General features: G+C 61.2%; 10 protein-coding genes and 3 pseudogenes. 7 read left to right on the top strand and 6 right to left on the bottom strand.

Annotated elements, in window-relative coordinates:
- Positions 1-174: 174 nt before the first annotated feature.
- The 7 genes and pseudogenes from ABIE40_RS20150 to ABIE40_RS20120 all read left to right on the top strand — a co-directional run bounded on the left by ABIE40_RS20150 (position 175) and on the right by ABIE40_RS20120 (position 8,841).
- Complete coding sequence (locus tag ABIE40_RS20150) at positions 175-1,158, top strand: ABC transporter permease (protein WP_199625479.1); 984 nt, start codon at positions 175-177, stop codon at positions 1,156-1,158.
- 48 nt (positions 1,159-1,206) lie between these two features.
- Positions 1,207-2,223, top strand: a complete 1,017-nt coding sequence (locus tag ABIE40_RS20145; RefSeq protein WP_112712474.1) for a sugar ABC transporter substrate-binding protein — start codon at positions 1,207-1,209, stop codon at positions 2,221-2,223.
- A gap of 72 nt (positions 2,224-2,295) precedes the next feature.
- Positions 2,296-4,420 (top strand): annotated as a pseudogene (locus ABIE40_RS20140) (ABC transporter permease).
- On the top strand, positions 4,417-5,463 hold the full coding sequence (locus ABIE40_RS20135; RefSeq protein WP_199625478.1) for an NHL repeat-containing protein: 1,047 nt from the start codon (positions 4,417-4,419) through the stop codon (positions 5,461-5,463). The pseudogene ABIE40_RS20140 and the gene ABIE40_RS20135 overlap by 4 nt, the downstream one beginning before the upstream one ends.
- 1 nt (position 5,464) lies before the next feature.
- Positions 5,465-6,973: a sugar ABC transporter ATP-binding protein gene (locus tag ABIE40_RS20130; RefSeq protein ID WP_199625477.1), complete on the top strand. Its 1,509-nt coding sequence runs from the start codon at positions 5,465-5,467 to the stop codon at positions 6,971-6,973.
- Positions 6,974-6,990: 17 nt separating this feature from the next.
- Positions 6,991-7,395: a carboxymuconolactone decarboxylase family protein gene (locus ABIE40_RS20125; RefSeq protein ID WP_199625476.1), complete on the top strand. Its 405-nt coding sequence runs from the start codon at positions 6,991-6,993 to the stop codon at positions 7,393-7,395.
- 147 nt (positions 7,396-7,542) lie between these two features.
- Entirely contained in the window at positions 7,543-8,841 is a 1,299-nt protein-coding gene (locus ABIE40_RS20120; protein ID WP_199625475.1) for an MFS transporter, read from the top strand.
- Here the strand turns inward: ABIE40_RS20120 and ABIE40_RS20115 are convergent.
- The 6 genes and pseudogenes from ABIE40_RS20115 to ABIE40_RS20090 form a co-directional block, all read right to left on the bottom strand.
- A pseudogene (locus tag ABIE40_RS20115) lies at positions 8,831-9,109 on the bottom strand (substrate-binding domain-containing protein); the annotation flags it as partial. The gene ABIE40_RS20120 and the pseudogene ABIE40_RS20115 sit on opposite strands and share 11 nt — an antisense overlap.
- Positions 9,110-9,127: 18 nt before the next feature.
- Positions 9,128-10,317 (bottom strand): IS3 family transposase gene (locus tag ABIE40_RS20110; protein ID WP_199630049.1). Its coding sequence is split into 2 segments (ribosomal slippage): positions 9,128-10,065 and positions 10,065-10,317, totalling 1,191 coding nucleotides; the frame shifts between segments, so codons are not numbered across the junction.
- 63 nt (positions 10,318-10,380) lie between these two features.
- Positions 10,381-11,142: pseudogene (locus ABIE40_RS20105) on the bottom strand (LacI family DNA-binding transcriptional regulator); the annotation flags it as partial.
- Between the two features lie 81 nt (positions 11,143-11,223).
- Entirely contained in the window at positions 11,224-11,979 is a 756-nt protein-coding gene (locus ABIE40_RS20100) for a phosphodiesterase (RefSeq protein ID WP_199625474.1), read from the bottom strand.
- Positions 11,976-12,797, bottom strand: coding sequence for an inositol monophosphatase family protein (locus ABIE40_RS20095; RefSeq protein ID WP_199625473.1), 822 nt, complete (start codon positions 12,795-12,797; stop codon positions 11,976-11,978). The genes ABIE40_RS20100 and ABIE40_RS20095 overlap by 4 nt, the downstream gene beginning before the upstream one ends.
- 15 nt (positions 12,798-12,812) lie before the next feature.
- Positions 12,813-13,856: a LacI family DNA-binding transcriptional regulator gene (locus ABIE40_RS20090; protein ID WP_199625472.1), complete on the bottom strand. Its 1,044-nt coding sequence runs from the start codon at positions 13,854-13,856 to the stop codon at positions 12,813-12,815.

The following is a 13,856-nucleotide window of genomic DNA, read 5'->3' as shown; positions in this document are numbered from 1 at the left end:
ATCGCTTGCCAGCTGTAGGTCCGCGTCGATTGCGGGTCTTTCGTCGGGAATTAGATTTCGCACGGCAGATGTTGCCGCCGAAAATCCTTCTCAGCTTCCGGCTGATTTAGCGATAGCGCGTTTTGACGAAGTTCCCTCGCTTCTGCAGGCTAATGGCGTTCTGAGGGATTGCATATGAAGCAGCGCGCATCGCGGAAATGGGCCTTGAGCCAAGAGATTATCGTGGCGGCTATTGCCGTGGTAATCTTCGCTGTCGCTTCCGTCGCTCTCCCGGGTTTCTTCACGACCGAGAACGTCGTTTCGATCATCCGCTCGATCTCCGTCCTTGGCATATTGGCGCTCGGCATGGCCGTTGTCATCATCGGCCGCGGGATCGATCTGTCGGCCGTCGCGGTCATGGCGATGTCGGTGGCGTGGTATCTGCAGATGCTCAACGACGGAACCTCCGGGTGGCTGGCCTTCGTCATCGTCTTGGGTGGCGTGATCGGCATCGGCTTGATCAACGGTTTTCTGGTCGCCTATGCGGATGTTCCCGCAATTTTCGTGACGCTGGCCAGCGGCTCGTTCGTCTTCGGCTTCGTGCGCTCGCAGTTGATCGCCCAGGATGCGGTTCCGGTGCCGGCGGAGAACTGGCTGCAGCTTTTCGGCGGCCTTCGCTTCTTCGATGTGCCGATCGAGGTTTTCATTTTTGCGGCGCTGGCTTTCCTTATCTTTCTTATTCTGCGCTACACCAAGTGGGGACGGTACGTTTACTACGCCGGCGACAACCCGATTGCCGCGCGTAACGCCGGCATGCCGGTCAGGCCAATGCTGGTCTTCCGATATGTGCTTTCGGCCCTCATCGCCTTTGTCGCAGGGCTGCTGACAGCCGCGAGCCTCCATTCGATCAATACGCGCGTCGTCAACTCGACCCTGCTCTACGACATCGTCCTGGTCGCCGTGATCGGCGGCATCGGACTGTCGGGAGGGAAGGGAAGTGTCCGCAACGTGCTGTTCGGGGCAGCCCTTATCGGCATCATGTTGAACGCGATGACCATCATCGACATCCCGCTGATCTACCAGAATCTGATCAAGTCCACGATCCTGCTCGTCGCCATCCTTATCGACGGGCTCCTCAATCCGAGAGACGAACAGACCGCTCAACAGGGAGATATCTGACGTCTCGAGGAAATTTCGATTTTTCCGTCAACACATCGGGGGACACCCATGAGGTACATGAAGGCACTTTTTGCGGCGGCGACCATCTCGCTATCCGTTTTCGCCACGGCAGCACCTGCGCAGGAAGATCCAGGCCCAGCCGCCTATTCGCAGGCGCTCAAAGGCAAGCGCGTCATGCTGGTCCCGATGGCAATGGGTTTCGATCTTGCACAAGGATGGTCGCACTACATCCAGAAGGAAGTTGAAGCCTTCGGCGGCGTGTTCGAGACACGCGATCCCAACTGGAGCGTCGAAGCCGGAGCTCAGGCGATCACCGAGGCCATCTCCTCCGACACCCGGCCGGACGTCCTCATCGTGCATTCGCCCGATCTCAATTCCTATGCCAGGCTGCTGAAGAAAGCACAGGCTGCAGGAACCTATGTCGTGCTGATCGATAACCCTGCCAATTTCGCGGCGGATGCCTTCGTCGGAAGCGATTGGGATCGTCTCGGACAGCTGGAGGCCGAGGCCGTCATCAAGGGTTGCGGTCCGAATTCATCGAAGAAAATCGGTCTGGTGCAGGGTGATCAGGTGAATGCCTCCAGCCTCTACCAATACGCAGGCATCATGAAGGTTCTGGAAAAGAACCCCGACTTCCAGGTGGTCGCAAAACCGGACTCGAATTGGGACGCGACGACTTCGCGCAACGTGACCACGACGATGCTGCAGCAGCATCCGGATATTTGCGGCATCGTTGATTTCTGGGACGGCGACGCGACGGGTGCTGCAGCGGCGATCCGCGATGCCAAGCTTCAGGACAAGGTCTTCCTCGTCACGACCGGTGGCGGCGAAAAGGCGGCCGATTGCGACAACCTCGAAAACGGCACCTATGGCGCGGTGGTCATGACCGAGCTGCACAATCAGTCGCGCGATATCAACGCGATCATCAAGTTCCTGTTGCAGAGCGGTCAGCCGGCAGGAACCTCGAAGGCCTACATCTACACGCTCGAGAAGGCGACAACCAAAGCCGATCTGAAGCCCGACAGTTGCTGGGATCTCAAAGCCCTCAAGGCGGCTGCGAACTAAATTTCCTCAATGACGCGGCGAGGCCCCGGCCCGGGGCTTCGCATGATCTCTCCCTGACATCCCGGTCACATCATGACATTCAGAGAACGCCTGCAGGCGTGGCGCTACAACCTGATCCCGGATCATCTCGCCGGCGAAATTCTCAGCAAACGATGGACCGACAATGCGATACCTTTCATCGCGCTGGTTATCGTCGTCGCAGGTTTCGGCTCTGCGATTCCGGGCTTCTTCAAGATTAATTCGCTTCAGGATTCCACCCGCCAGCTCGGCGAGTTCTCGATTGTCGTTACCGGCCTGACGGTGGTGATGCTCGGGGGCGGCATCGATCTCTCGGTGGGCTCGATCTTCGCGCTGTCGTGCTTCGCCGCGGTCTCCGCGTTCTTCATCTTCGAGCAGCCCGTTTGGGTCGCCTTGCTGGCGTCGCTCGCAACCGGCGTCGCTTTCGGTGCGATCAACGGATATCTCGTCGGCTTCCTGAGACTGCGTGCATTTCTCACGACACTCGTCACCTTCATCATCGGTCGAGCGGTCTACGATATCCTCGTCGTCAATTTCGCAGCCCAGATTCAGATGTCGATGGCGATGTCCGACGTTTGGGATTTCGTCGGCGATGGGACGGTGCTCGGGATTTCCGTATCGGTGCTGACGGCGATAATCTTCATCGCGATCACCCACATTGCGCTGACCCGGTCCAGGCCGGGATGGCATATCCTGGCTGTCGGCGGCTCGCGCCGCTCGGCGCATAATGCCGGTATCAAGGTCAAGCGGACGGTGTTCCTCACCTACGTCTTCTCCGGCTTATGTTCGTCGCTGGCCGGCTTCCTGATTGCCTGCCGGCTGAGCGGTGCGGGGCCGGGGCACCGGGCTCAACCTCGAAATCCTTGCGCTCACGGCGGCGGTCGTCGGCGGCAATAGCCTTGGCGGCGGGCGAGGGTCCGTCATCAAGGGACTGATGGGCGCGATTATCGTGCTCGTCATGACGAACGGCCTGATCCGCCTCGGATACGGGACGGGTACGAACCAGATGGTGCTCGGCCTGATGCTCGCCGTTGCGGTGACGATCGATATCCGATGGCTGAAGAACCGTCACAAGGTCCTCAACGAGGTCTATGTCGCGCCTGTCTACCTGCGCATGGGCGAGGCTCAATCCGCGGTTCCCGGATCAGGCACGCCCTATGAAATGGATAATCGGCTGGCGCAGACGCAATATATCGGCCTCGGCGAGCTGGAGGGGCCGGAAGACGTCATCCTAGACGACGACGACAACCTCTATTGCGGAACGCGCCATGGCGAGATCGTCCGCTTCCTGGCGCCGGACTACGAGCGATCCGAAGTCTTCGCTCACGTCGGCGGCTTCCCGCTCGGGCTCGCCTTCGACAAGGATCGCAACCTCATCAGCTGCGTGGGCGCGATGGGTCTTTACTCCATCGCTCCGGACCGGACCGTGCGCAAATTGACCGCGGAGACATCGCGGTCCTGGACTTCTGTCGTCGACGACGCCCGTCTGAGAGACCCCAACGACTGCGACATTGCTCCGGATGGCCGCATCTACTTTACCGACTCGACCAAGCGGTATGATGCGCACGACTGGGCACTGGACTCGATCGAGAACCGCGCCACGGGGCGCCTGCTTGTCTACGATCCGAAGAACGGCACGACCAAGACCCTGCTCGATGGGTATCGCTACACCAACGGCGTTTGCGTCGCCCACGACGGCAAATCGATCTTCTTTGCCGAAAGTTGGGCCTGCCGTGTTCATCGCTATTGGCTGGAAGGCCCCAAAGCGGGGACCGCGGAGTGCGTTATCGCAGACATGCCCGGCTATCCCGACAATATCAACCGTGCATCCGACGGTACCTACTGGATGGCCTGGCTCGGGATGCGAACGCCGAGCTTTGATCTTGCGCTTCGCCACCCCGGCATGCGCAAGCGAATGACCCGCCGGCTCCCCCAGGACGACTGGCTGTTTCCGAACATCAACACTGGCGGCATCGTCAAGTTCGATGAAACCGGTCAGATTCGGGATGCGATGGCGGATCTTTCCGGCGTCTCCCACCCGATGGTCACGTCCATGAGGGAGCACAAGGGCTACCTCTATGTCGGCGGCATCCTCAATAATCGCGTCGGCCGCTACAAGCTTGCCCAGGCCAATTCCGACTGGACCGGACCGTCGTCCTATTGGGGGAGAGAGCCATGATGTTCGATCCCATCCTCGACTGGTTTCGCGGCAAGGCGGTGACAATTCCGCCGCTGGACGGCGCCTTCCGGCCGAACCAGGTTCTCGACGAAGCTCAGGTGGTCGCCACCTTGCCCTCCGCGGATAATGTTGCCGTCCACAATGGAGAGATCATCGTCTCTTCCGGGCGCTCACTCTTCTCGGTCGGCCATGGACGAGAGCCGCAACGGGTTCACGAGTATGACTCCGAGATCAGCGCCACCGCCGTGTCCTCCGAGGCCGGTCTCGCCGTCGCCCTCGCATCCGGCAAGCTTATCCTCGACGGCAAGCAGCTGCCGCTGCCGGGCGAGATTTCTTGTATCACGGCACTCGCCTTTGCGCCCGACGGTTCGCTCTGGATTGCCAATGGAGCCGCAGGGATCGCACCCACCGAATGGGTTCGGGATCTCATGGCGAAAGGCAGTTCGGGAAGCATCTGGACCATCGAGCCCGGCAACAACAAGGCGCGCAAACTGGTGGCCGGTCTGGCATTCCCGTTTGGCCTGCTGCCGGTATCTGGCGGCGTCGCCGTCTCGGAAGCATGGAACCACAGGATCCTTCGCGTCTCCAAGCATGGCGACACGGCAACCGTCATCGACAATCTGCCGGGCTATCCGGCGCGGCTGTCTGCGGCGCGCGACGGGGCGTGGCTGTCGATATTTGCTCCGCGCAATCGCTTGATCGAGTTCGTTCTGCAAGAGAAGAGGTATCGCGAGGACATGATCGCGACCGTTCCGCCGGAGTTCTGGATCGCCCCATCGCTTGCGTCCGGCGAGAGTTTTCTCGAGCCGCTGCAGTGCGGTGGCATCAAGACGATGGGGATCCACAAGCCGTGGTCGCCCAGCCGGTCGTATGGCCTGGTCGCCAAACTCGACACCGCTCTTCGCCCCGTCGGGAGCTTTCATAGCCGGGCAAACGGCGTAAGGCATGGGACGACAAGCGCTGTCGAACACGAGGGGAGGCTGCTAGTCGCGTCAAAGGGCGGCGGCGTGCTTGTCTCCGTGGATGCAACGGAGATCGGATGAGATGAGTACAGCCGAAGACATCATCGTCCATCTTGAAAACGTCACCAAGGAATATCGCGGCGTTCCTGCGGTCAGGAATGTCAGTTTCGACCTTCGCCGCGGTGAAATTCACGCCTTGCTCGGCGAAAACGGTGCCGGGAAATCGACGCTGACCAAGATCATCGCCGGCGTGGTGGAGCGTACCGCCGGCGTCATGATCCATCGTGGCAAGGAGGTGAGCTACAGTTCGCCGAACGCCGCGTTGGATGCCGGTATCGCAATGGTGTTCCAGGAAACGAGCCTGGTGCCGTCCATGACTGTGGCGCAGAATCTCTATCTCGGGACGGAAGCGTTCCTCAATCGCCTCCGGGGGATCTATATCTCCGCCCAGCAGTTTCTCCAGTCGCTGAACTTCCCTGTCGATCCGACGGCGATGGTCGAGACGCTCGGGGCGGCCAAGAAGCAGATGGTGGAGATCGCGCGCGCGGTTCACCACAATGCCGAAGTGATCATCTTCGACGAGCCTACCGCGACACTCACGCCCGAGGAGAAAAGGCATTTCTTCGCCTTGGTGAGACGGCTGAAAGCGAGAGGCGTGTCGATCGTCTTCATCAGCCACGCGCTCGAGGAAGCCTTGATGATCGCCGACCGCATCACGATCCTTCGGGACGGTGAGCTGGTTGCTTCCGGCGATACCTCGGAATTCGACCGGGAGAAGATCATCGCCGCCATGGTGGGCAGAACGCTCACCGGTGAACTCTATAAGAAGCGCGACGCGTCGACCATCAGGAAGGCGGGAAAGAAGGTGCTGTCCGTCCAGGACCTCTCGATGAGCAACGTCGTCCGGAACAATTCCTTCTCCGTCTTCGAAGGCCAGATCACCGGTGTCTTCGGCCTGATTGGTTCGGGCCGAACGGAGACGTTCAAAGTCATCGCGGGAATCTACAAACGCGACTTCAAGCGTGGCGGCTCGGTCGAGCTGGATGACAAGCCGGTGCGCTACTACGTTCCGCGCGAGGCCGTCAGAGACGGGATCGTCTATGTGACCGAGGACCGCAAGAGCGAAGGCTTTTTCGAGACGATGTCGATAGCCGAGAATGTCTTCGGCGGGCTTCTGTCCGCCGGCCGCGAAAAGAGCAAGGTCATCAGCATGCGCGAAATGCACGACCTGGCGGCGGAGTGGACGAGCAAGCTTAATATCCGGGCAATCAATGACAACGCCCGGGTTGTCGAGCTCTCCGGCGGCAATCAGCAAAAGGTGGTGATCGGCAAGGGCCTGGTCCAGGAGCCGCGCATCGTGATTTTCGACGAGCCCACGCGTGGCGTGGATGTCGGCGCGATTGCCGAAATCCATCAGATCATCAACGAGCTTGCCGACCGGGGTTTGGCGGTCGTTGTCATCTCGTCCTACCTTCCGGAGATCATGAACCTCTCGGACCGCATCCTGGTCTGCCGCCAAGGGCGTATCGTCGAGGAGTTCTCGCCGGCTGAATCCACCGAAGCCAAAATAATGTATGCCGCTGTGCACTGATCTGAAAGGCGATCACGATGGCCACCGTCAAGCTTCTCACGGATGCCGAGGTCGCGGATATCCCCGCCGCCAAGGAAGTTTTTGATGACATCAGAGCGACCAGGAAATCCGACTTCATAAACAATTTCTGGCGTGGCCTGGCGAATGATCCGCCACTGCTCAAACGCACCTGGGAAGGGCTCAAGGCCGTTATGGCGGTGGAAGGTGCTTTGGACCCATTGGTGCGCGAAATGATCTACATTGCCGTCTCGACCGCCAACGGATGTTCCTACTGCGTCCATTCTCACACTGCCGCGACCAAGGCGCGGGGAATGACCCAAGCCCAGCATGCCGAGTTGATGGCCGTGATCGGACTGGCCGGCCAGACCAATCATCTGGTGACGGCGATGCAGATACCGGTCGATGACCAGTTTCTTGCATAAGGGCTGACCGCAGCGCCGCTATCGCGCTCGAAGCCGCCGGAATTCCTATCCGGAGTGCTTGCCATGTCTCCATTCGTTCAACGCTCGATTGATAATCCCCGGCCGGGCCATAATTACCTGCTGAGACATAGCATTTGGAGACATAGCATGGTCAGCGAACGGGAACTGATTTCCAAGATCACCTGGCGCCTGATGCCCTTTCTCGGCATCCTCTATCTCATCGCTTACATCGACAGGCAGAATGTCAGCTTCGCCAAGTTGCAGATGGTTGGCGACCTCGGGATGAGCGAATATGCCTATGGCCTTGGGGCCTCGCTGTTCTTCATTGGCTATTTCCTGTTCGAGGTTCCAAGCAACCTGTTTCTCAACCGCCTCGGTGCGCGCATCTGGTTCGCGCGCATCCTGGTCTCCTGGGGCATCGTCACCATCGCGCTCGCCTATACGCAGAACGCAACGATGTTCTACATCCTGCGCTTCCTGCTCGGCGTCTGCGAAGCGGGCTTCTTTCCCGGCGTCCTCTACCTGCTGACACTGTGGTTCCCGGCCGATTATCGCGGCCGCATGGTCGGCCTCTTCATGATCTTCAGCGCCCTTGCCAATGCCGTCGGCGCGCCGCTCGGCGGCATGCTGCTCGATCTCGACGGGCTCTATGGCTATGCGGGCTGGGAATGGGTGTTTCTGGCGACTGGCGTTCCGGCGGTTCTCGCCGGTATCGTCACCTTCTTCTATCTGCCTGATAATCCCGACAAGGCCTCGTTTCTCTCCGCCGACGAGCGCAGCTGGCTCCATAACCGGCTGGAGAGCGAAAATGCCGGGATGGACAAGAATGCCGAGAACGGGTTCAAGGCGCTCGTCGACCCGCGCGTGATGTTGATGGCGCTCTGCTATGTGGCCTTTCCGCTGGCGGCCTATGGTCTCAGCTATTGGCTGCCGACCATCGTCCACGGCTTCGGCGTCACCAACACGGTCAACGGTTTCCTCAACATCATCCCCTGGATCCTCGTGGCGATCGCGCTCTATGCCGTGCCCGCCATTGCCGACAAGGCGGCGTCGAAGACGCCCTATATCGTCATTCCGGCCTTCATCGGGGCGGCCTGCCTGCTGCTGTCGGCACTGATCCCCAACAACACGCTTCAGTTCGCCTTCCTCTGCATCGCCGCTGCCGGCATCTTTGCGCCGCAGCCGGTGTTCTGGAGCCTGCCGTCGCGCTTCCTCAAGGGGGCGGGCGCTGCCGCCGGTCTCGCCGCGATCAACTCGGTCGGCAATCTCGGTGGCTTCGTGGCGCAGAATGTCGTGCCCTGGATCAAGGATACGACAGGCAGCACGATCGCGCCGATGATCTTCCTGGCCGTCTGCCTGGCGGCCGGTGCCCTGCTGGTCTTCGTGGTGACGCAGCTGATTGCCCGCAAGGATCACGCCCATACGGACGTCGCGCTCAGGACGTAAGCGTGAAGGCGTCGCTTTCGCCGGGCACCAGCTCCAGCGGCCAGATCGTGTTGCGGGCGCCGCGCGGATAGGTCTCGGCATAGGCGGGCATGGTCGCCAACAGGGTCTCGGCGAGCTCGATGCCGAGATCGCGTAGCGACATGCGGAAGCAGGTGAGCGACGGCTGCAGGAAGCGGCCGCGCGGCTCCTCGCGGAAACCGATGATGGCAAGGTCACGACCGGGCATGACGCCGGCCTCGACCAGCCGCCGGTAAAGCCCGATCGCCATTGACCTGCCACTGAAGTTTCATCCGGCTGCGATTAGAGCCTCGGCGGTTTTTGATACGCCAAATGGCGGTGTGTTAGCAACCGGCGGAAACGCGAAGCTTCCATATTGCGTAGCGTTGGAGCCGGTTGCGGCGATGATCCCGGCATAGTCCGCCGGGGTTTGGTATCCGAGCGATGAGTGCGGCCGGAAATTGTTATAATCGTCGGCCCATTCTGCGATGGCGCTGCGGGCATGATCGAGCCCGAAGAACAGGCTCTCGTTGAGCAGCTCGTCGCGCATGCGGCCGTTGAAGCTCTCGACATAGCCATTTTGCATCGGTCTTCCCGGCGCGATGTAGTGCCACTCGACCTTGTGATCCTTCGACCAAGCAAGGATGGCATTCGAGGTCAGTTCGGTCCCGTTGTCTGAGACAATCATGCCAGGCTTACCTCGTCGCTCGATAAGCGTCGTCAGTTCTCGCGCGACACGGCGACCTGATATCGATGTGTCCGGGATCGCCGCCAGGCATTCGCGCGTGACATCGTCGACTACATTGAGGATGCGGAAGCGCCTGCCGCAGGCGAATTGATCGTGGACGAAATCCAGAGACCAGCGGGCATTGGCCTTTGCTTCGACGAGGATCGGCGCACGCGTGCCGACGGCACGCCGCCTGGCTTTCCGTTTGCGCACGGAAAGACCTTCCTCGCGATAGAGCCGATAGATGCGATTGACCCCGGAAGGCTCTCCGTCTCGCCGGAGCAGAATGAACAGCCGTCGGTAGCCGAACCGTCGTCGCTCGTTGGCTAGATCGCGCAGCTTCGCTCGCAACTCGACCTCAGGCGGCCGAGAGGATCGATAACGGATCGTCTTTCGATCTGCGGATATGATCTGGCAGGCCCGCCGTTCCGAAAGACCCATGATGGCCTTCAGGTGCGCGACAGCGTCACGCTTGGCGGCAGGCCCTACCATTTTTTTGAAAGAAGCTCGCGGAGTGCGGCTGTATCCAGCATCTGTTCGGCAAGCAGCTTCTTCAGCTTGGCATTCTCGTCCTCCAGAGCCTTGAGACGCTTGGCCTCAGACACTTCCATGCCGCCATATTTGGCTTTCCAGTTATAAAAGGTCGCCTCGGAAATCCCGTGCCTACGGCAAAGATCAGCCGCTTTCGCTCCGGCTTCCTGCTCCTTCAACACTGCAATGATCTGCTCTTCCGTAAATCGCTGCTTCTTCATAAGTCCGTCCTCAATGGGCCGAACTCTAATCCATTCTGGAGGAAATTCTCAGTGGCAGGTCACCATCAGCTCGTAGATCAGGATGATCGCCGTCGGCTTGCCGTCGAGCAGCAGCAACTCGTGGCCGGCCTGATAGCCGCCCTGTTCGCTGGATTTGACCCGGATCACCAGCTTCGGATCATACTTTATCCCGTGCCGCTCCAGCGCCTGGCGATAGGAATCGACGAAGATATAGCCGAGATTGATATCGTTGGAGGGTGCCGCAATGGCGATGGTGCGATGGCCCTTGGCCACCAGCCGGTCGACGGCGGATGCCGCCACGCCCTCGAAGTCCAGGTCGATCCACGGATAGTTCTCGCCAGAGGAGCTGCGCCCCAGCGTCACGAAAGGGATCTTGGCCTTGACCAGGAGGTCGATGCGCTTGTCGATGCGCTGCGTCGCCGAGATGATCATCGCGTCGACGACCCGCCGCGCCACCATGCGTTTCAGATATTCGTGTGGGTCTTCGTCATTCGGGCAGGGCAGCATGACGAGGTCGAGCTTGTGGCGGGCAAGCACGCTCTGCAGGCCGCCGGTCAGGCCGAGGAAGAAGTTGTCGCTGTTCTCGACTGTCTCCTTGCTGGACTCGATCATCAGGCCGATGACGTTGGTCGTCCCCTGGCGCAGGCTGCGGCCGGACTGGTTGGCGACGTAGCCGAGTTCCTCGGCGGCGGCGAGAACCCGCTTGCGGGTCTCCTCGTTGACATCGGGCTTGCCGTTCAGCGCGCGCGAGACGGTCCCGATCGAGATATCGAGATGTTTGGCAAGCTGCCGGATGCCCTTCATGTCAGCCGATCTTCCTCCGCGATCGAAAACGTGAGGCTTCTTCTTGCCATAGGAAAACGTTTTCGGAAAGCGGAGGCGGTCTCAATCGGCGAACTGGTGGATGTGGACGATCAGGCTGTCGCGATCGGCGAGAATGATCGAATACATCGGCGGCTCGAAGCAGTTGGTGGTCGTCGGGGACACGAAGTCCAGCGCCGTCTGGTGATTGGTGCTGCGCAGGATGGTGAAGGGGATGCCCTGCCAGTTTCCCGTCACGAGCCGGTGCAAATGTCCGGCGAAGATATGCCTGACATCGCCATGCGCCTTCAGGAGTGCAAAGAGCGGCTCGGGATCGAGAAGGCCGAAGACGTCGAGGGCCGGTAGATGCACCTTGTCTGCCGGGTGGTGCATGAAGAGATAGACCGGGCGGTCCTTCGCCTCCTCGAGCTTCTCCTTCAGCCAGGCGAGCCTGCTGTTGCAGAGCCTGCCTGTCACCTTGCCGTCGTCCAGCGTGTCGAGCGTGATCACCCGTCCCTCGGGCATATCGATCGCTGCCTGCGCGAAGCCGTTCTTCGCCATCTGGCTGGGAAAGACGGTGGCGAAGTTTTCGCGGATATCGTGGTTGCCGAGCATCAGCCGGATCGGCAGCTCCGACCGGGAGATGCGTTCCTGGATAATCCGGTAGGTATCCTCGCCGCCGGTGTCGGAGAGATCGCCCGAGACGACGACGAGATCGGCGTCGGCATGATGGGTCTCGACGTCGGTAAGGCAGGCGTCCATGCGCGCGGCCGGATCGAGGCCGAGCAGGGTCCCACCAGCCGGAACGAGGTGAAAATCGGAAATATGTATGAGCTTCATGTCCGGGATTCCGCGTCTTGGAGGGAGCGCTCGACGAGCGCCAGTAATTCGTCCCGCATCTGCGGCACGGCGGCGAGGACCGGGCCGCCGGTCAGCAGTGTGCCGTCTTCGCCGGGGAAATCGGCTGTCCAGCCGCCGGCTTCGCGGATCATCAGCAGTCCCGCTGCGCAATCCCAGGCGTTGATATGCGGCTCGTAATAGCCGGCAAGCCGCCCGCAGGCGACCTGCGCCAGCATCAGCGCGCCGGAGCCGTTGCGGATGAACATGCCGCCGGCTTCGAGCAACAGCTGGACGAAGGCCGAGACCTGGCGCAGCGGGATGCGGAAATTGGCGCCGACGCCGAGCAACCCGGTCGAGATACGGCCGGTTTGGCTGACTTCCATCGGGCGGCCGTTGAGCTGTGCCCCGGCACCCTGCCTGGCAACGAAGAGATCGCCGGTCGAGGGCTGGCAGATCAGCCCGAGCACCGTCTCGCTGCCGCGCATCACGGCAATCGAGATGCACCACTGGTCGATGCCGTGGAGGAAGCAACTTGTGCCGTCGATCGGATCGACCACCCAGAGATAGCCGGAAGGACCTTCGCTGAGACCCTCTTCTTCGCCGAGCACGCCGTCTTCCGGGAAGGCGGCGGCGATCCTTTCGCGGATCAATGCCTCGACCGATTTGTCGGCCTCGCTGACCACGTCCTGGCCATTCAGCTTCTGGCTGGTTTCCAGAGAGGAGAGGTCGCGAAAATAGGCAAGCGCCTTCGCGCCAGCTTCAAGGATCACCTCGCGCGCCAGCACGAAGCGCGGATCGTCGGGAAATTCGCAGGGCATCGGTATCTTTCTGGATCAGGGCACGAAGCTGTCGCGCACGACAAACTCGGGGATGACCCGTTCGTAGGCGGGGGGCAGATCGGGATTGGCGAGGCGCTTTTCCACCAGCTCGACGGCGCGCTGCGCCATGACGATCGGGTCCTGGCGGAAGGTGGTGAGCCGGTAGCTCAGCCAGGCGGCCTCCGGCACGTCGTCGAAACCGATGACGGCGACATCATCGGGCACACTGAGGCCGAGCGTGGTGCGGACATGGTCCATCAGGCCGAAAGCGATCTGGTCGTTGGCGCAATAGACGGCATCCGGATAGTCGGCGGCGCTGGCGAAGAGCTGCTTTGCCGCAGCAATGCCGCTGTCATAGTCGGAATCCTTGCCGCGGCCGATTGCGACGCTGGCGCCGAGCGCCTCGGCTGCGGTCTTGAAGGCCGTCTCGCGCTCGGCAATGCTCGATGTCGCCGAGAAAGACGTGGCGACGGCAAGCTTGCGGCGGCCCTTCTCGAAAAAGGCGTTGGCGGCCTTGCGCGATGCCTCGGAATTGCCGGCGCGGACATGGTCGGCATCGGGTTCGGAGCGGCCGATGACGACGAGCGGCTGGCCGTTGCGATGCGCGAGCTCGAAGAAATTCGCCGGCGGCGAGCCGGAGAGGATGATCGTCGCCTCGGCGCGGTGGCCGATCAGCATCTTCTGGGCGGCCAGCATTTCCTCTTCGGTCTGGCCGGTATTGATCAGGATCGGGATGCTGCCGCGCTGGATCAGCGCCTTGGAAAGCGCTGCCGCCAGATGGGCGCGGAAGCCGACTTCCGGCCGCGTCGCGACGATGCCGACCAGCCGGCTCTGATTGGCGAGCACGCCGCGCGCAAGGTCGTTGACGTGGTAGCCGAGCTCTTCTGCCGCCTTCAGCACCCGCTCGCGGGTGGCAGGGGCAACGCTGGCGCCAGGCGTAAAGGTGCGCGACACCGCCGAGCGCGAGACGCCAGCAAGCTGCGCCACCTGTTCGGCGCTGACGAAGCGCATCCGCTCCTTGCGCTGGTTCTTGAGGTCGTTGGTTGGGCCGTCATTCAT

The organism is Rhizobium sp. OAE497, assembly GCF_040546565.1.
GTDB lineage: Bacteria > Pseudomonadota > Alphaproteobacteria > Rhizobiales > Rhizobiaceae > Rhizobium.
Note: the sequence above shows the minus strand (reverse complement) of the source record. Positions and strands in the feature narration are given on the sequence as shown.

What these genes read in the sequence shown, in the direction of transcription:
- ABIE40_RS20150 (WP_199625479.1), top strand. Translation starts at nt 175, where the DNA reads ATGAAGCAGCGCGCATCGCGGAAATGGGCCTTGAGCCAAGAGATTATC.
- ABIE40_RS20145 (WP_112712474.1), top strand. Translation starts at nt 1,207, where the DNA reads ATGAGGTACATGAAGGCACTTTTTGCGGCGGCGACCATCTCGCTATCC.
- ABIE40_RS20135 (WP_199625478.1), top strand. Translation starts at nt 4,417, where the DNA reads ATGATGTTCGATCCCATCCTCGACTGGTTTCGCGGCAAGGCGGTGACA.
- ABIE40_RS20130 (WP_199625477.1), top strand. Translation starts at nt 5,465, where the DNA reads ATGAGTACAGCCGAAGACATCATCGTCCATCTTGAAAACGTCACCAAG.
- ABIE40_RS20125 (WP_199625476.1), top strand. Translation starts at nt 6,991, where the DNA reads ATGGCCACCGTCAAGCTTCTCACGGATGCCGAGGTCGCGGATATCCCC.
- ABIE40_RS20120 (WP_199625475.1), top strand. Translation starts at nt 7,543, where the DNA reads ATGGTCAGCGAACGGGAACTGATTTCCAAGATCACCTGGCGCCTGATG.
- ABIE40_RS20100 (WP_199625474.1), bottom strand. Translation starts at nt 11,979, where the DNA reads ATGAAGCTCATACATATTTCCGATTTTCACCTCGTTCCGGCTGGTGGG.
- ABIE40_RS20095 (WP_199625473.1), bottom strand. Translation starts at nt 12,797, where the DNA reads ATGCCCTGCGAATTTCCCGACGATCCGCGCTTCGTGCTGGCGCGCGAG.
- ABIE40_RS20090 (WP_199625472.1), bottom strand. Translation starts at nt 13,856, where the DNA reads ATGAATGACGGCCCAACCAACGACCTCAAGAACCAGCGCAAGGAGCGG.